A 17,282-nucleotide genomic window follows, 5' to 3' on the forward strand; every position below is an offset into this window, starting at 1 on the left:
TTACCTCACCCCCCTGCGGGCAAAAAAATCAGCGCTCGGCGAAAATCCGCACCGATTGGTCGTCGGCCTCGACCCGGACGGGCAGCAGCAGCGCGACCGATCGGGCGAATGCTTCGGGATCGCCCGCACGATACAGGCCGCTCAGCCGCATCGCCGCCGCCGCATCGTCGCCGACCAGCAGCGGCCGGGTCGTATAGCGGTTCATTTCCGCCGCTGCCCCCGCCAGCGTTTCGTCCCGAAAGGCCAGCCGCCCGCTCTGCCAGGCCGTCAGGTCGTCGAGTTCGGGCCGGTCGATGCGGTCCGGGAAACCGCTGGCCAGCGTGATGCGATGCGCGGCCGCCAACGTCCCTGCCCCGCCCCCGATCGCCAGCGCGCCGTCAATCGCGGTAAAGGCGGTGCGGCCATCGTCATGGCGCACATCGACCCGTCCGCGTCGCAGTCGGGCGGCGCGGTCGCCCGCCTCGATGACGAAGGGGCGGGGATCGGCCGCGACCTCCAGGTCGATGCGCCCCGCCGTCAGCGACAGGAACCGCGCATCGCTGCCCGCGCGGAACCGGATGCGCGTCGCGGTGTCGAGCATCACGCGCGTGCCATCGTCCAGCCGCACGCGCCGCTGTTCGCCGATATCGGTGCGATAGACACCCGCATTGGCCTCTCGCCAGCCAAGGGTCGCGCCGCCGGCGACAATGGCCGCCGCGCCGCCCGCCATCACCGCACGACGCGAAAGGCGCACAGGTTGCGACGGAGCCTCGACTACGCCGATGCCGCCGACCGCCTCCCACACGGCTGACGCCTGCTCGAACGCGTCGGCATGGCGCGGATGCGCCGCCAGCCAGCGGCGGAACGCGGCATCGTCGCGCGGGCCGCGATCGTCGGCATGGAGCCGCGCCAGCCATTCCGCCGCTTGCCGGTTTGCATTTTCCGGCTCGCTGCGAGCGGTCACGTCACCACGTCTCCATCCAGTCGGTCAGATGGGCCATGGCCCGCGCGACATGTTTTTCGACCGCGCTCTGACTGATGCCGAGTTCTTCGGCAATTTCCCGATACTTACGTCCCTCAAGCCGGTGCATCAAGAAAATCTCGCGCGTGCGTGGCGACAATTGCGCCACCCCGCCGCGCAACCGCTCCAGCCGGTGCCGCGCGATCAATGTCTCGTCCTGAAGCGGAGTCGCATCGGCGACGATTTCGCCCGCCACCTCCAGCGGCAATGCCGGTCCCACGCGCCGTTCGCGGCGATAGGCGTCGATGCCGCGATTGGCCGCCGCGCGCGCCAGCATCGCCGCCGGGCGGTCGGCGACCACCTGTCGCTCGGCAAGACCGACCCACGCGTCGTGCAACAGGTCCTCGGCATCATCGCGGCCGGTCATCCGCGCAATCTGGTCACGCAACCGCGTCCAGCCCGCGAAGAGACCCATGGTTCCCGATGCCGCCTGTTCAGCCATGCCGCCCGGCTAGGCAGTCAGCGATACGCTTTCGTGACAGTCTGGCGGCATTGCGATGACGGTGGCCGCTATTCGCCCAGGTAGACGGGGTTCGAATAAAACCACAGATCAGCCCACGGGCTTTCACCGGGCGTGTCGGGCGCCGGTTCCGCCTGAACGGTATTGGTGCCGCGCACGCGCAGATAGGCCGGACGCGACGGCGCGATCATGCGATGCTCGATCACCCAGTCGGCGCCGTCGCGACGCCATTCATCCGCGGCAAAACGCCGGACCACCCGCGTCGTCGGATTGTGATCGCCCGCCGCGCCAGCTCGCTCACCGGCGATCAGGTCGACATGATCGACCCGCGGCACCGCGCCATCGGCATTCGCGGCCTGTGCCGGACGAAATCGGATCGTCACCGTCATCGGCGCTCCCGGCGCGACGGCCAGCTTGTCGCCCATCGCCGCGCTGCCCCCCCCGGCACGGACGCCGACATCGAGCCGCTCGATCAGTCCGCCGGTCGCGACGAACACACGGCCCCGCCGCAATCCGTCGAGGATGCTGGCCGAGTTCCGCTCTGCAAATACCCAGGTCTTGGCATATTCACCGGGCCAGAAATCGGCGCCCCCTTCACGCCAGTGACCGTGCGAATCCGACGTCGCGGTAATCGTCCAGCGCAGCCCCTGTCCCAGCATGGCGTCCCACGCCCCGCCCAGCACGGCGGTCATCTGGTCGAAGCCGCCCATTGTCGGATAGCCGCCATACAGCCCGCGCGAACCATGCGCGGTGTCAAGGCCGGGCTTCGGCCGCGCCGCCTGATGCCCCGGCGCGCCCTCCATGCCGACGACGACATCGGGCGCGGTCTGCTGCCACCGGCGATATTCGGCCGGGCTGTGCAGGCCCCAGGCGCCAAGGCCGGTTGCGGTGCGTGAGGGATGATTGGCGATCAGCACCGGCGGCGCGGGCAACGCCGCCATCGCGCGCAAGGCTTCGATCATGCGCGGCTTGGTGCTGCGCGACGGGTCGGCGGGCCAGGGTTCGCGCTTGCCAAAGCCGCCCTCGATCCGGCGCAACGCCGCTCGCTCACCGGGTTCGATCGGCAGGATGAAGCTGGCATGTTCGCCACCCGGCACGTCGAACTCCATGCCATAGAACAGCACCAGGTCGGGCATGGCGCGCCGCGCCGCCACGATATCGGGCCAGGCACGATCATAGGCGATCTGCGAATGGCCCGGCCCGCCATGATCGGTCGTGACCATCCAGTCGAGACCGTGTTGCCGCGCCATCTGCGCGTTGCGAAGCGTGGTGTGACGCGAATCGCCGCCAAGGATCGGTTCGGGCAGGTTGTCCGGCGCGGCGGGATCGGGGCGGAACTTGGCGCTATAGATGCTGTGGACATGATGATCGCCCGCCAGCCAGCGCGGCTCCTGCGCCGCAAGCGCGCTGAGCGGCAGCAGGGCAGGCAACAGTTTCAGGAACAGCATCGAATGATTGGGCATTTCGGCATCCCGCTATCGGCAAAGAGCGCGGACGCTATTCGACAAGTGCGACAGTCATGTGATGCCTGCGGGTCGGACCGGGGTATCGGGTCAACGTCCCCAATATCGCTCCGCCAGGGTCAGCGCCCGGACCTCATCCACATCGATCCAGGCGAAACCGCTGACGTCGACCACGCGCGCTTCGCCACGATCCGCGAGCAGGCGGACGCCCTCCGTCAGGGAGGGCGATGCGAGTGTCTTCAGCATCGCGGTCAGTTTCTCGCTGATGACGAATACGCCGGTATCGTAAGCGTCATGTTCCTGCAGCCCCTTGCCGATCGCGATGATCCGATCGCCGCTGGTGGCGACGCGGGTGACGTCCAGCGGGTCGACCCAATCATGACCGAGCCGTCGGTCGATGCCGAGCGTGAGGCCGGGACCGGCCCCGCACCCGGCCACGCTGGCATAGAGCGCCGGGTCGACCAGATGGTCGCACATCGCGAGCAGGGCGTCCTCGTTCCCGAGCATCGGCTCGGCCATCATGACCGAAACCCCGTTCGGCAGGCTCGGGTCCGACCAGACGAGATCGACAAGCAGCGGCTGTGGGCGCGAGGCGATGTGCCGCGCCACTTCCTGTCCGCGATAGCCGAGCACGACCACTGCCCGGTCCATCCCCGCCGCCGCCAGCCCGGCAAGCGCGTGGTCGATCAGCGGCCGTCCGGCGACCGGGCACAGCGGCTTGGATGCGGCCGCCTCGCGCAGCCGGCTTCCCTCGCCCGCGGCAAGGACCACCGCCGTGCGAATCACGTCAGGCCGCCTTGATGAAGTCTTCGACCGCCATCTTCGCGAGGTCGTCGGTCATCTGCTTGCGTGGATGCTTGCAGAAATAGGCACTGGCCGGATCGATGACGCCGGCGATGCCGCGGTCGCGCGCGATTTTCGCACAGCGGATCATGTCGATCGCGACACCGGCGGAATTGGGCGAGTCCTCGACCGAAAGACGAAGCTCCAGGTTCATCGGCACGCCGCCAAAGATCGCGCCCTCCATCCGCAGGAAACAGACCTTGTTGTCGTTCTGCCACGGGACATAGTCGGACGGGCCGATATGGACATTTTCGTCGCGCAGCCGCTCGCCGGCGACCGACTGCACCGCCTCGGTCTTGCTGATCTTCTTGGAGGCCAAGCGGCGGTGGTTCGACATGTTGAGAAAGTCGGTGTTGCCGCCGGTGTTCAACTGGTAGGTGCGCTCCAGCTTGACCCCGCGCTTGGCGAACAGGTCGGTCAGCACGCGGTGGACGATCGTCGCGCCGAGCTGGGCCTTGATGTCGTCGCCGATGATCGGCACGCCGGCGTCCTCGAACCGCTTTGCCCATGCGGGGTCGGATGCGATGAAGACGGGGATGTTGTTGACGAACGCGACCCCGGCTTCAAGCGCGCATTCGGCATAGAATTCCGTGGCCTTCTGGCTGCCGACGGGCAGATAGTTCAGCATGACCTCCGCGCCCGAACGCCTGAGCGCGGCGACGACGTCGGCCTTGCTCGGCTGCGGATCGTGCGCGACGATAAAGGTGCGGTCATCGTCATGGTCGGACATGTGATCGGCGATGCCGTCCATCACGCTGCCCATGCGGACCACCGTGCCGGTGGGCGGAATATCGGCGGCGAAGATCGCGGTGCAGTTGGGCTTGGCGAAGATCGCCTCGGCCACATCCTTGCCGACCTTGCGGGCGTCGACGTCCCAGGCCGCGACAACGCTGATGTCGCAGGGCCGGTATCCGCCGACCTCGTAATGCATCAGGCCGACCGTGTGGTTGGTGCCCTCCCGGTAATATTCCAGCCCCTGCACGAGCGAGCTGGCGCAGTTTCCGACGCCGACGAGAGCGATCCTGATGGTGTTCATCGGTAATCTTGTTCCTTGCTGGTCGTGTCCGCGAACAGGCTTGCGGACGGGCGAGAGGGGGACAGGGCCGCGTAACCCCGCTCGACCTTGCGGTGCGAAACGAGAGCAATGGCGGCGACGGCGGAAAGGATGGCGATCTCGAACGCCCAGAACAGCGCAGGGTCGCCCAGCAGAGCGGCAATGAAAATCGCGCCGATCCGGACGTTGGCGCTGAGCAGGGTCATCCAGCGCATGATGGGGACCGCGTCGCGGGCATAGGCGCGGCCAAAGGCGACAGGGTCGGCGTCGCTTGCCATGCGCCGTTCGAACGGCAGCGCCATGTGATCGATGCTGGTCGCCAGCCGATCATAGGCGCGGACCAGCGGATTGCCCGCGATCACCGGTGGCGTGGTTCGCGCAATGCCCTTCGCCCGGCGCTGGAACCGCGCGCGCTCTCCCTCGTAAAGGCTCGACTGGGCCGCGTGGAAAACGCCAGCAACGATTGCCAGGGTCCAGCCGGTAACGGTGCCCACGGACATCGCCAGTGAGACATAGATCAGGATGAACACGCCGTGATCGCACAGGCCGTCGAGAAACCGGCCGGTCGCGCTCGCGGTGCCCGTGGCGCGCGCAATCATGCCGTCGAGTCCGTCGGCGACCATCCAGCCGGTCGAAAAGAGCAGACCGAGCAGCGCCAGCCATGCGCTGTCCCACCGGGCGTAACAAGCGGCGGCGATCGCGCCGAGCGCCAGGCCGCTCAGTGACACGGCATTTGCCGACACGCCCAGGCGCAGCGCGACCGGCAGCAGCGCGCGCGCCGCCGGATGGATCAGATACAGGTTGGATAGGTCCTCGATCCGCCGGTCGCGCGAACCATCGGCTTCGACCCGCAACCCGCGCGGTCGATCGATCGTGATCGTCGCGTCGTCCTCAGCCACGGGGATGCCGGCGATCCTGCACCGATGCGCCGGCATGTTGCGCGACCGGCATTTTGATACCCCGAACAACGCGGGGCTTGGCCGGTCCGCTTCGGGTTGCGTGCCGGAGGACGCCGAGCGTGACGGCGAACCAGCCAACCGCAGCGGCCGCAAAGAGGATCAGCAGCGAATGCGTCAGCCCCGCCAGGATCATGACCGCGCTGGCCGCCGCGAAAAAGTCGCGCATCGTCAGGTGGATCAGCCACTCCGTGATGCGGTTCGGCCGGCCGTTGCGGCGAAAATGCTTCTTGACGATATCGAAGTTGACCGGCTCCCCCGCGGCCGTCACCGTCGTGCCGATCAGCAGCAGCCCGGATGCGAGCGCCAGCAACGCGATCCCGCCCGCCAGCGCGCCGGACAGGTCGCCCGCCAGACCCACATTGGCGGTAACGCCGGTCACGAAAGCCAGATTGGTGCAGGCGTCGATCACGCTGTCGAGCGTCGCGCCCTCCCTCGAGGTCCGGCAGGTCGCTCGCGCCATTTCCCCATCGACCCCGTCAAAGATCGACGCCGCCTGGAACAGGATCGCCCCCGCGATCAGGCCGGGACCGTTGCCGAGGATCAGCGCAAGCGTCATCGCGATGCCCAGCACGGCGGTGCCGATGCTGGCATGGAACGGCGTCAGACCCGGCACCTTGAGCAAAAGGCCGCTGATCGCGCGCGAGATCGGCCGGTTGACGTATCGCGATACGATGCCGTCGCCTGCCTTGCCGGTCATCGACAGGATGTCCCTGCTCGCCCGGCGCAGCGCCCGCATACCGGCGGCACCGCCGACAGGCGCCGCGTCCGGCCTGGACAGGGCGTCGAACAGGACGGGCAGAACGCCGTCGCGCCGCGGTTCGCCGGGCTGCCTGGCGACCGCCGCCACGAACCTTTCGCCCCGGACGACCACGACGTCATCGCCAGGGTCGCTATCCGAAAAACGCGTCGGCAACCGGGGCGCGAGCCGCGCGCATTCGGCGATGACCTCGGCGCCGGGCGTCCAGTCGGGACCGGCGATGATCGCGCAGCCATCGATGTCGCCGCTGTGCTCCAGCGCGGCGAGCGCGTGCGCCGCACGGGCTGCGGCGGGGATGCCCGCGACGCGGTATTCCGCCGTCGCGGCGCCGGAGAAGAGGACAAGGATCTGGGGCAAGGCGATTGTTCCCGCTGGCTACGTCCTGACGTTGACGGAATGATCGCGCGAAAACCTTTGGCCAAAATAACGCGCCGGCCCGCGGGCGAGCACCCGCCGGTAGATCGCCAGATTGGCAAGCGCGAAATCGCGCCATTGCAGTGACTGAACGCGCACCAGCCCGGCGGCGCGCATCCCGGCGGCGAGTGCCGGATCGCGCATCACCGCGAGCAACCGGTCGGCGATCGATGCCGAGTCGTGAGGGTCCGCCAGCAGGGCCGCCCCGCCCGCAACCTCCGGCATCGCGGAGGTGTCGCTGGTAACGACGGGGCAGCCGCACGCCATCGCTTCGGCGACCGGGTTGCCAAAGCCTTCCGCGAAGGACGGGTGCAGCAGCACGCACGCCGCCTGGTAGAGCATCACCAGCGCGTCGGTGTCGACCGCCGGCAGGAAGCGCACCCGACCGGCGATGCCGAGATCGCGCGCAAGGCGGTCGAGCGCCCCGCTGCCCCGCCCGCGACGCTGGACGATCACCAGGTCGATCCGGGGATCGGCCCCGAACGCGATCGCGAACGCGCGCATCACGCCGGGATGATTCTTGTAGGGCGCGTCCTGTCCCACCGTCAGCACGAACGGGCGGCCGGGCGTCAGCCCCAGCGCGGCCAGCCTTGCCGGTTCGGTAATGCCGGGCCGGAACCGGGCGGACACACCCGACAATGTCACCGCCGTGCGCGCCGCCGCCGGTGGATGAAAGGCGGCGACCGCGCTGGCGGTGGCGCCGCTGATCGCGGCGATGGCATCGGCCGACCGGATGGCGCGGCGCAGGCCATGGCCATAGAACCCCTGCTCCACCGCCCCGCGAAGGCCGGTGCGGCACCAGCCGGGGTTGGTCAGGCGCATGATGTCGTGGATCGTCACCACGCACGGCATGGCGAGGCCCGCCGGCATGGTGTTGAAGGTTGCGTGGAACAGGTCGACGCCCGTCAGGTCGGCGACCCTGGGCAGCCACCACATCGTCGCGGGACCGTTTGCGGGGTGCGCCACCACCTGTTCCGCCACGTTCGGCGCGTCGCTCAGCGAACCGGGATGCGCCGGATGCCGCAGCAGCAGGAAGCGCAGGTCCGGCGCAAGGCCCGGCAGATGGTCGACCAGCCCGCGAACCACCTCGGCAATCCCGCTCGGTCGCGGTCCGATATATCGGCAGTCGATGCAGACCGTCGCCACGGCGTCGCCAGCGCCGGTCATTGCACCGCGTTGTTGATGCCGGTGACGGAGAAGGCCGCGCTCGACACGATGTTCAGGAACTTCTGCAGGTCGGCGATCGGCGCATTCGAGACATAGACCACATCGCGGTCGCGGATGACGAAATCCTGCGCGGTGAAGAAGGAAGCGCCCTGACCCAGGTCAAGGCGGTAGACGACCGGGACCAGCCCTTGCGCCGTCGTGCGCGCGGTATCGAGGACCGCCGGGTCGAGGGCGGCGGGCTGTTCCAGACGGAAGATGAAGACGCCGCGAACATCGGCCCGGTCGTCGCGCAGCCCGCCGATCCGCCCCAGCGCCTGGGCAAGGCTGATGCCGCCGCCCTCGAACGGCACTTCGGCATTCTGTCCCACCGCGCCGAGCGCGACGAAGCTGTAGGGTTGAAACGCGACGGTGACGATATCGCCGGGCTGCAACACCACGTTCTGCGCGGGATCGCGCACGACGGCGTCCAGCGGCATCGCCGCGGTGCGCCCGCCGCGCGTAAGCTGGACCGTGGTCTTGACGACGGGCTGACGCGACCCGCCCGCGGCGGCAATCGCATCCAGCAGCCGTTCGCCGCGCGGCGTGAGCGGGACGCGGCGGGTTGCACCCACCTCCCCCATCACGGTCACGGCGCGACTGTCGTTCTGCGCCAGGCGGACGATCGCCTGCGGGCTGTGCGCCCGGCCCGCGAGCCGCGCGACGATGGCGCGCCCCACCGCCTGCGGCGTCTGGCCGCGAACCACCAGGCTGCCGACAAAGGGGATGGTCACGGCGCCGTCCTCGCCCACGACCTGTTGCGGAATACCGGCATTCTGGGCCAGCGACCCGCCCGGTCCCGCGCCCGGCCCCGTGGCGCCGAACAGCACGGCGGGCGGCGCTTCCCAGATCGCGATGTCGAGCACGTCCCCGGTGCCGATCACCGTGCCGCTGGGTGCGACCGCGTCGAACACATCGTCGAACTGCCGCGACCGCGCATAGGCGGTGGTGCGGCGCGCGACCGCTTCATCCAGCGCGACGATGCTGATGCCCTGCGCCGCAGCCGAAGGATTGCCGGCGCGGACGATCGCGCCCGACGACGGACCCGATCCGCCGACGCTGGAACAGCCCGCGAGCAGGAAGGCGAGCAGCGCGGCGGCGCGGCTGGGCGGCATCGATGGCATCACAGAAACCCCTGGTAGAGCGCGGACAGGCGCGCCCGGTAACGTTCGGGCGAAAACAGCGCCGCCTGCTCCCGCCCACGCCGGGCAAGGTCGGCGCGCAGACCCGCATCGGCATCGAGCGCGCGCAGCCCGGCACCGATCGCGGCGCTATCATAGGGATCCACCGCCAGCGCGGCCTGTCCGGCGACTTCGGGCAAGGACGACGTATCGGCGCACAGCACCGGCGTGCCGAGCAGCATCGCTTCCAATACGGGCAGGCCGAACCCCTCGTAGAGTGAAGGAAACAGCGCCGCCTTGGCCCCGCGGATCAGGCTGACCAGCAGGCCGAACGGCACATAGGGCACCTGAATGATCCGTCCGCGCCGCACGTCGCCGCGCGCCGGCTTTCCGGGGGCAAGCGCGTCGAGCAGGCGCAGCTCGCCCTCCGCCCGCCACGCGCGCGCGCCGATGATGACGAGCGGTGTCTCGATACCGCTCGCCAGATATGCCTCGACCATGCGGCCGATATTCTTCTTCGGCTCGATCGAACCCCAGAACAGGAAATAATCCCTGTATCCGGCACCCAGCGCGCCCTCGACCTCGCGGGCGACCTGTGCCTCCGGCGTCTCGATCAGGCGCGCGGGGATGGCGACCGACTGATAGGTGTTGGTGACGCGGTCGGGGGCGATGCCGGTCAGGTCGATGATGTCGCGGCGCGAGCATTCGGAAACGGTGACGATGTGATCGGCGCGCCGTGCGATTTCGCGCAACAGCGCCAGATAGCGGCGCTTGTTGTCCAGCGTGGTGTAGGGCAGCCGGAGCGGCACCAGGTCGTGCAGCGTGTAGAGATTGGCGGCGCCGGGAACGCGCAAGGGCAGCGGATAGGTCCAGTGCGCCAGATCGACGCGCGCCGGCAGGCGAACCGGGGTCACGCGGCCCCATGCATGGAACCGGCCATGCGCGCGGCGGAACAGGTCTGGCGCGTTGTAGAGCGTGTCATAATGGGGGAGGCGGGCGCCGAACTGGCGCGTGACGACCGCGCCCGTGACCGGAACCGCGGCGGCGCGCGCCGCCAGCGGCGACACGATGCCGGCAAGATCGCGCAACCGGCTGCGCCGCGTGCTCGTCTCGCTGTCGAAAAACGCGATCTCGCGCAGCAGCGGGTCGCGGGCGGGCGGCGCGCCGAGGCCGTAGAGGACCGACGTCCGGTGCCCCAGCCGCCCGACCTCCAGGCTGAGGTTGCGGGCGTAGGTCGCGACCCCGGTGCCTTTCTCCAGGCCCAGATTATAGCCGTCGATCAGAACGTTCTTCATTCGAACAGCGCCTTTTGGGTTTCCGGCCAGTCGCGGAACGCGCCCGCCCCGGCGGCGGTCGGCCACGCCGCTTCGCCACCCACGATGCGCGCCAGCACGGCATCCGCTTCGTCGGACGCGAGGTGGGAAAGGGCGAGCACGCGGATCGCGTCGCCATGCGCGTGTCCGTCATCGGCGGCGCCGCCGGAGCCGCTGGCAAAGCGGTGATCCCGGATCATGGCCGCGACCATGGCGTCGCAGGTCGGATGGTGACGCAACAGGTGCACCGCCTCTTCCTCGGCCGGGACAGCGCCGTGCCAGAGCAGCCAGGCCACCGCCTCCACATCCGGGCGGCCGGGCACCTGCTGATGGGCTGGCCCCTTGCGATAGGGATGGATCGGCCAGGCCGCGGCATCGCCGCCCCCGCGCGCGACGACGAAGCGCAGATGCTCGACAACGTCGGCCGCCGGCTCGCCCAGGGCGCAGGCAGTGCGATAGGCCAGTTCCGCCCGCGCGAAATGCCCGCTTTCCTTTGCGACATGACCCAGCTGCACCCAGTAGGATCGCTGCCAGGGGTGGAGCGCGAGCGCGGCGGCATAGCGTTCCCCGGCGGCGTTCCAGTCGCCGGCATCGCGTCGCCAGTCGCCCTCGCGCACCAGCAGCCGAAAACGGTCGTCGCCCAGCGCGCGGTGCTGCGCCACCTCGATCAGCGCGGCGCGGTCGGCGGCGGCGGCGCGGTCGATCGCGGGGGGGGCGGCCAGCCCGATCGCCTCGCGGAAATGGTCATAGGCCGGGTCGAAATCGTCGAACAGCGCCAGCCGGCCGCCATGGAGCAGCGCGAAACGGTTGCAATGATCGCGCAGATAGCCCGGATCGTGCGAGATCAGCACCATCGCGCGGTCGCCCCGCTTGCGGAACAGCTCGTAATTGCAGCGATCATGGAAGCGCGCGTCGCCGACCGCGCCGATTTCGTCGATCAGGAAACAGTCGAACTCGATAATCATCGAAATCGCGAAGGCCAGCCGTGCGCGCATTCCCGACGAGTAGCTTCGCACCGGCTCGCGCAGATAAGCGCCCAGCTCGGAGAAATCGGCGACGAAGGCCAGGTTGCGCTGGAAATCCTGCGCGTAGATGCGACTGATGAAGCGGATGTTGTCGATGCCCGACAGGGTCGGCTGGAACGCCCCGCCAAAGGCGAGCGGCCACGACACCGACATGCCGCGTTCGACCCGGCCCGATGTGGGCCGTTCGGCGCCGCTGATAAGGCGCACCATCGTCGACTTGCCAGCCCCGTTGCGGCCCAGCACGCCCAGCCGCTCGCCCCTGTGCAGTTGAAAGCCCACGCGGTCGAGCACGACATTGTCGCCGGCGCGGGTGCGATACACCTTGCACACATCGGTCAGGCGGATCATTCGGGCACCACCCGCCGCGCCACCCACTGCGTCGTGCCGAGCGCGATGAACGTCAGCACCAGGCAGAAGGGCAGGACATAGCCCAGGTCGTAATGCGCCTCGATGCGGCTGCCGAAATAGCCCTCGCGCACGATCTCGGTGCCGTGGACCATCGGGATATAGAGCACATATTCCTGCGCCGCCGCCGGCAGCGCGTCGACCAGGAACGCCGCGCCCGACAAGGGGAAGATCAGATAGGATGCCGGGTGCCACAGCTTGTCGACCAGCTCGCTGTGATGGCTGAGCGCGCCCAGCGTGATCGCCAGGGCGGCGCCGAACCAGGCGATCAGCAGCCAGCCGCCCACCACCTCCAGGATGTTGCGCGGCGGATCGATCCAGCCCAGCGCGACGAAAAGCGCGCTCAGCCCGACAAAGGACATCGTCGCGCCGCCGAACTCCAGCAGGACGCGCGCCACATAGATGTCGAGCACGCGGATGTTGCGGTGATAGAGCAGCGACAGGTTGCTCCACAGCGCGCCGATGCACCGGCCCGGCATGTTGCGCCACAGCAGCACGCTGGAATAGCCGGTCAGCGCGAACGCGACGATCGGCAGGTCGCTGCCGTGATAGGCCTGCGCCGCCGTCCACAGCGCCGCGACGCCCAGCGTGAACAGCATCGGCTCCACGAACAGCCACAGAAAGCCGATATTGTGGCGGCCATAGCGTGTCAGCATCTCGCGCAGCAGCAATGCGTGCAGGACACGGCCCTGCACCGCCAGGCTGTCGCGCATCCTGACGGCGCCGGTCGCGGAAGGCAGCCCGCTCATCCTTCGCGATGCTCGCGCACGCCGGCGACCAGCACGGTCAGGATGCCCCATGCCAATAGGCCCAGCACGAACACGGCCAGAATGCCGCCAAGCCGGCGGGGTCGGATCGGATAGTCGGGCAGGCTCGGCGCGGCGATCCGTTCGACATAGGCGCGCTTGCGCCGCGCCTCGGCATGGGCGTCCTGCAGCGAAACCAGTGTCGCGGCCAGATGCTTGGCGGCGAGTTCGCTGTCGAGCAGCAGCACCTGATAGCGCGCCGCCGCCGCCGAGAGCGAGTTGCGGCCGCCCGCCACGCCCGACCGCCGCCGCGCGATCTCGCGCTTCAGACTGTCGATCTGCGTCCGCAGATACGGGATTTGCGACGCGGCCGGGGTGAACGCTTCCATCTGCTGAAGCTGGGTGCGGGCGGATACCAGCTCGTCCTCCAGCTTCGAGATGCCTTGCAGCCGCGCTTCCGCCTCCTTTTCGGGATCGATGATCCCGGCGCGATTGCGGTAGGCGGCGAGCCGCATCGCCGCTTCGCGCGCACGTGCCTGCGCGGCCCGTGCGTCATCCTCCGCGACCGAGAGCGCATCGGTGCGCGCGCGCGTCGACAGGCGGTTCACCAGCGCCTCCGACTGTTCCAGCAACCGTTCGTTGATGGCGCGCGCCTGGTCAGGGTCGAAGGCGCTGACGCTCAGGTGCAGGACCTGTGTGGTCGTGTCCGGCTCGACCTCGACCTTGCCGAGATAATAGTCGAAGAAGCGCTCGCGATTGGGCGCCAACAGCCCGCCGAAACGGTCGAGGATCGAAACGGACGTCGCCGAATAGGCGCGCGACAGCAGCCCGTCCTTGTCCGCATCGTGCAGCGCCGCGCGCGATTCGAGATATTCGACGACCGCGTTGCTCTCCTCGGAAACGCCGCTCAGTCCGGCGCCGCTCAGGACCTGTCCGATCGAGGTCGCCGCCGCGCGGCTCGGACTACGCACCACGAACCGCGCCTCGGATATGAAGACGTCGCTGGCGAACACCCCGAAATACAGGATCGCCGCGATGGTCGGTGCGACCACCAGCGCGATGAACAGCGGCGACAATCGACGCAAAGGCGACAACATCAGCGCCGGGTCCCAAGGCGCAGGTCGCGGCTGATGCCGCGCGCACCGATGGCGCGCCGCGTGCCGCCAATGCCGGCATCGGCGCGGCCATGGGGAAGCGTCGCCAGCCACGGATCGACCCGCTCGAAATGTTCTTCCCAACTGGGCGGGCAATATCCCCGCAACGCATCGATCCGGCGCTGGCGCAATGCCGCCGCGCAATCGAACGCGCCGATCCGCTCGCACCACGCATCGACATCATGCGGGTCGAGCAGACAGGGAATGCCCTGACCGACTTCGCGAAAGCAGGGCAGGTCGCTGGCGATGACGGGCACGCCAAGCGTCAGCGCCTCCGCCATGGGCAGGCCGAACCCCTCGGCCAGCGACGGCATCAGCACCGCGCGCGCGCCGAGCATCAGCGACACCAGCACTTCATCCCCGCAATCCTCGACGATCTCGATCAGGCCGCCGGCCATCCGCGACGCCGCCAGCGCCGAACGCAGCGACGCGCTGCCGCTGCCCCAGCGGCCGACGATGACCAGCCGCGCGGGCGCCGCGCCGGGGCGGGCGCGCAGACGCGCCCACACTTGCACCAGAAGGGCGTGGTTCTTGCGGCTCTCGATCGTGCCGACGCACAGGAAATAGGGCGCAGTGGATCCGGCGGGAGGCGCGGCGGGTAGCCTGGCGCCCGCCAGCGGCGCGACCATCACGGCGGGCGCGGGCACCGCCATCCTCTCGGCATGGTCGTGCAGGTCGCGGGCAACCGCCGCGCTTCCTACGACGATCCCCGCACCGTGCCGCAATGCCGCATCGACCCGGCCGGTGTGGCGCACGACCGCGTGGGGGCGGCAGTGTTCCGGGTGCAGCACCGGGATCAGGTCGTGAACGAAATAAACCGCTCTCAATGCGTGGCGCGCCACCCAGCGCGCATGGACGGGCAGGTCGAAATCGGTGTGACCGACGTTCAGGTAAAGGCTGCCCGGCACCGGACGAGCACGGCTGGCAAGCGCACCGGCGATGTGGCCGGCCATCCGGCTCCGCGCGCCGGCGGCGCGCCCGTCCGCCAGATCGTCGAACAACCGGCGGGAGGCGGCCCGGTCCAGCACCCGGATGATGCCCCGATGCTGCACGACCGCGCGCGCGCGGTCCCGGAAATGGTGGAGATATTCGAGACAGACACGATCGATGCCGTTCGCCGGACGCGCGGTCCAGCGCAGCGAGATCAGCCGGGTGACGTCGAGAAGGACGGGGAGAAGGCCGGGGAAACGGACGGGCGCCGCCATTTCCGCCGCGTTCCAGAAGCTGCTACTTTGCCTATCCATCCTGGCGCAGACGGAGACCTTACGCCGAAACCTTGGACCGTCCGCCCCTTTCCCGCGCGTCGGTCGCTAGAAGCGGGTGTCGATGCCGATCCGGAAGGTTCGCGGACGCAGCGGCGTAACCTGATCGCGCCCGGTGGTGAACGGCGTCCCCAGCGCGAAACGGTTGCCGCGCGTGTCGAACACATTGCTGACCGTCGCCGAAAAGCCGATCCCGGCAACGGCGAAGCGTGCCGTCACCTCCGTATCCAGATAGCTGCCCTGCCGCTGGCCCAGCACGGGGCCGACGCCAAGGCGGGACGATCCGATATAGCGCGCCCAGCCATCGACCGTCAGCTCGCCGCCGCCCACATCGCCGCTGTAAATCGCGCCGATCCGCGTCGTGATGCGCGCGATGTTCGGGATCTGCGCCAGCCTTTCCAGCGCCTGGGTGCGCGCCGACTGCTGTTCGGCTTCGTCCCCGGTCGCGGCGGCCAGCGCGATCAGCGCGGTCGACGGCTCCCCGATCCGTCCGTCATTATAGGCCACGGCGCCCTCGATCCGCAGGCCGTCGACGGGCCGCACCTCGGCCACCGCCTCGATGGTCCACAAGCGGCCATTGCCGATATTGGCGGTGCTGGGCAGGCCGGATCCGTCGATGAAATCGGCCTGGATGTCGCGCCATGCCGCCCGCGCCGTCGTCAGGCGGAAGTCCAGCCGGGGCGAGGCATAGCGCGCGCCGGCCTCGATCGTCGCAACCCTGTCGTTCCTGAACTGGCGGACATCATCACCCTCGATCGCGAGGCCGCCGGGGCGAAAGCCCTCCTGATACCGCACGAACAGCTTCAGCCGGGGCGCCGCGTCGATCAGCGCGGACGCGGCCGGCAGGACGATCGTCTGCGTCCGCTCTGCTTGGGCCTCCGCCAGTGCGACGGCGTCGCTGCGGGACGAAATGTCCTCGGCACGGCCGTTCAGCGTGGACCGCGTGGCGCGCACCCCCAGCGTCGCGAGCACGGGACCGAGCGGGCGAAAGCTGCCTTCGCCGTAAGCGGTCCATTCGGTCACGCTGTTGACCACGCCGGTCGCCGGCATCCGCTGATCGGGCGCGCCCAGCAGCCGCAGCAAGCGGGAGCGGTTGTGGATATAACTGACCCCCGCCAGCCAGCCGGACCCGTCACGCGCCGTCTGCCAGGCGCGCGTCTCGTTCGCCTGCATCCGCGTGCGGTTCGCCTGTTCGAACACTCGGTCGGGTCCGCCGGGCAGTGTCGCGTCATAACGCTCGAGCAGGTCGTGCGCCGTGATGCCGCTGGTCGATCGCAGCTTGACGTCACCCAGCCGGCCGGACACCACCACCTGACCCTGTCCATAGTCGGCGCTGAAACCCTCGACCACCGCGGCCGAGCGGGTCAGCGGCTCACCGTCGCGGTCGGCATATTGGCTGTCGTCGCCGCGAATCCGCTGGCCGATGCCGATGATCTCGGCGCTCCAGTCGCCGCCGAGATCGAAATGCAGGGTTGCACGGCCGCTGTCGATCACCGTCCGGTTCACGTCCACCCGGTCGAGCAGCGGCTTGTCGATATAGCCGCCCTCCACCGTGCTGCCGGCGACCAGGCGCGCCCCGATCCGGTCCGAGACGACGGGCAGGTTGAGCACTGCCTGCGCGTCGTAGCCGGGCCGACCATGCGTCGTCGCCGACGCGCCGACTACCGCGGTTCCGCTGGCGTCGGACAAGTCGACGGGATTGGGCACCAGCCGGATCAGTCCGCCGAGCGAACCCGCGCCATACAGCGTTCCCTGCGGCCCTTCCAGCACCTCGACCGCCGCCAGGTCGGCCAGGCGAAGATCGGGATCGGGCGCGTTGTAGCTCAGCCGCAGATCGCCATAATATTGGCCCACCGTCGCCTGTGTCGGCCCCGTAAAGCTCGAATCGGCGATGCCGCGGATGAACAGCTTGTTCCGCCCGGCACCGAGATAGGTCGAGGTGACGCTGGTCAGCCGCTGGACCAGCCGGTCGGTGCCGCCCGTGCCGCCGCGCTCCAGCTCGGTTCCCGATACGGTGGCGACATGTCCGGCGAAGTGATCGCGGGTCGTATCGCGCTTGCTGGCAATGACGATGAGATCGGGGGCCGGCGGCGGCGGCGGCGG

15 protein-coding genes are annotated in these 17,282 nt (G+C 69.1%); all 15 read right to left on the reverse strand.

Annotated features, from left to right (window positions below; genetic code table 11):
- Nucleotides 1-28 precede the first annotated feature (28 nt).
- Nucleotides 29-943 carry a FecR family protein gene (locus tag VL973_RS06360; protein WP_325283188.1) on the reverse strand — a complete coding sequence of 305 codons (915 nt, stop codon included), beginning with the start codon at nt 941-943 and terminating at the stop codon, nt 29-31.
- Between the two features lies 1 nt (nt 944).
- Entirely contained in the window at nt 945-1,442 is a 498-nt protein-coding gene (locus VL973_RS06365) for a sigma-70 family RNA polymerase sigma factor (protein ID WP_325283189.1), read from the reverse strand.
- Between the two features lie 68 nt (nt 1,443-1,510).
- Nucleotides 1,511-2,923 (reverse strand): CehA/McbA family metallohydrolase domain-containing protein, encoded by a 1,413-nt coding sequence (locus VL973_RS06370; protein WP_325283190.1) that lies wholly within the window; start codon nt 2,921-2,923, stop codon nt 1,511-1,513.
- 90 nt (nt 2,924-3,013) lie between these two features.
- The gene (locus VL973_RS06375; protein WP_325283191.1) at nt 3,014-3,709 is read right to left on the reverse strand and encodes an NTP transferase domain-containing protein; all 696 of its coding nucleotides are present in this window, start codon (nt 3,707-3,709) and stop codon (nt 3,014-3,016) included.
- Nucleotide 3,710: 1 nt separating this feature from the next.
- On the reverse strand, nt 3,711-4,802 hold the full coding sequence (locus VL973_RS06380) for an inositol-3-phosphate synthase (protein ID WP_325283192.1): 1,092 nt from the start codon (nt 4,800-4,802) through the stop codon (nt 3,711-3,713).
- Nucleotides 4,799-5,719: a CDP-alcohol phosphatidyltransferase family protein gene (locus VL973_RS06385; RefSeq protein WP_325283193.1), complete on the reverse strand. Its 921-nt coding sequence runs from the start codon at nt 5,717-5,719 to the stop codon at nt 4,799-4,801. Before VL973_RS06385 ends, VL973_RS06380 begins: the two co-directional genes overlap by 4 nt.
- Entirely contained in the window at nt 5,712-6,893 is a 1,182-nt protein-coding gene (locus VL973_RS06390; RefSeq protein WP_325283194.1) for a CDP-alcohol phosphatidyltransferase family protein, read from the reverse strand. Before VL973_RS06390 ends, VL973_RS06385 begins: the two co-directional genes overlap by 8 nt.
- A gap of 18 nt (nt 6,894-6,911) precedes the next feature.
- Nucleotides 6,912-8,117: a glycosyltransferase family 4 protein gene (locus VL973_RS06395; RefSeq protein WP_325283195.1), complete on the reverse strand. Its 1,206-nt coding sequence runs from the start codon at nt 8,115-8,117 to the stop codon at nt 6,912-6,914.
- Entirely contained in the window at nt 8,114-9,277 is a 1,164-nt protein-coding gene (locus VL973_RS06400; protein WP_325283196.1) for a polysaccharide biosynthesis/export family protein, read from the reverse strand. The genes VL973_RS06395 and VL973_RS06400 overlap by 4 nt, the downstream gene beginning before the upstream one ends.
- Nucleotides 9,277-10,569 carry a glycosyltransferase family 4 protein gene (locus VL973_RS06405; protein WP_325283197.1) on the reverse strand — a complete coding sequence of 431 codons (1,293 nt, stop codon included), beginning with the start codon at nt 10,567-10,569 and terminating at the stop codon, nt 9,277-9,279. The genes VL973_RS06400 and VL973_RS06405 overlap by 1 nt, the downstream gene beginning before the upstream one ends.
- On the reverse strand, nt 10,566-11,960 hold the full coding sequence (locus tag VL973_RS06410; RefSeq protein ID WP_325283198.1) for an ABC transporter ATP-binding protein: 1,395 nt from the start codon (nt 11,958-11,960) through the stop codon (nt 10,566-10,568). Before VL973_RS06410 ends, VL973_RS06405 begins: the two co-directional genes overlap by 4 nt.
- On the reverse strand, nt 11,957-12,766 hold the full coding sequence (locus tag VL973_RS06415; protein WP_325283199.1) for an ABC transporter permease: 810 nt from the start codon (nt 12,764-12,766) through the stop codon (nt 11,957-11,959). The genes VL973_RS06410 and VL973_RS06415 overlap by 4 nt, the downstream gene beginning before the upstream one ends.
- A complete protein-coding gene (locus VL973_RS06420; RefSeq protein ID WP_325283200.1) occupies nt 12,763-13,860 on the reverse strand; it encodes a KpsE/RkpR family capsule polysaccharide export protein in 1,098 nt (365 codons plus the stop codon). The genes VL973_RS06415 and VL973_RS06420 overlap by 4 nt, the downstream gene beginning before the upstream one ends.
- The gene (locus tag VL973_RS06425) at nt 13,860-15,122 is read right to left on the reverse strand and encodes a glycosyltransferase family 4 protein (RefSeq protein WP_325283201.1); all 1,263 of its coding nucleotides are present in this window, start codon (nt 15,120-15,122) and stop codon (nt 13,860-13,862) included. The genes VL973_RS06420 and VL973_RS06425 overlap by 1 nt, the downstream gene beginning before the upstream one ends.
- A gap of 105 nt (nt 15,123-15,227) precedes the next feature.
- On the reverse strand, nt 15,228-17,282 hold a 2,055-nt coding region (locus VL973_RS06430), incomplete at its 5' end, for a TonB-dependent receptor (protein ID WP_325283202.1).

The sequence above is a fragment of the Sphingomonas sp. genome (genome assembly GCF_035490575.1).
Taxonomy (GTDB): domain Bacteria; phylum Pseudomonadota; class Alphaproteobacteria; order Sphingomonadales; family Sphingomonadaceae; genus Sphingomonas.

Excerpts from the sequence above, each read along its gene's own strand:
- VL973_RS06365 (WP_325283189.1), bottom strand. The coding sequence starts at position 1,442 with ATGGCTGAACAGGCGGCATCGGGAACCATGGGTCTCTTCGCGGGCTGG.
- VL973_RS06370 (WP_325283190.1), bottom strand. The coding sequence starts at position 2,923 with ATGCCCAATCATTCGATGCTGTTCCTGAAACTGTTGCCTGCCCTGCTG.
- VL973_RS06380 (WP_325283192.1), bottom strand. The coding sequence starts at position 4,802 with ATGAACACCATCAGGATCGCTCTCGTCGGCGTCGGAAACTGCGCCAGC.
- VL973_RS06395 (WP_325283195.1), bottom strand. The coding sequence starts at position 8,117 with ATGACCGGCGCTGGCGACGCCGTGGCGACGGTCTGCATCGACTGCCGA.
- VL973_RS06400 (WP_325283196.1), bottom strand. The coding sequence starts at position 9,277 with ATGCCATCGATGCCGCCCAGCCGCGCCGCCGCGCTGCTCGCCTTCCTG.
- VL973_RS06405 (WP_325283197.1), bottom strand. The coding sequence starts at position 10,569 with ATGAAGAACGTTCTGATCGACGGCTATAATCTGGGCCTGGAGAAAGGC.
- VL973_RS06410 (WP_325283198.1), bottom strand. The coding sequence starts at position 11,960 with ATGATCCGCCTGACCGATGTGTGCAAGGTGTATCGCACCCGCGCCGGC.
- VL973_RS06415 (WP_325283199.1), bottom strand. The coding sequence starts at position 12,766 with ATGAGCGGGCTGCCTTCCGCGACCGGCGCCGTCAGGATGCGCGACAGC.
- VL973_RS06420 (WP_325283200.1), bottom strand. The coding sequence starts at position 13,860 with ATGTTGTCGCCTTTGCGTCGATTGTCGCCGCTGTTCATCGCGCTGGTG.
- VL973_RS06425 (WP_325283201.1), bottom strand. The coding sequence starts at position 15,122 with ATGGCGGCGCCCGTCCGTTTCCCCGGCCTTCTCCCCGTCCTTCTCGAC.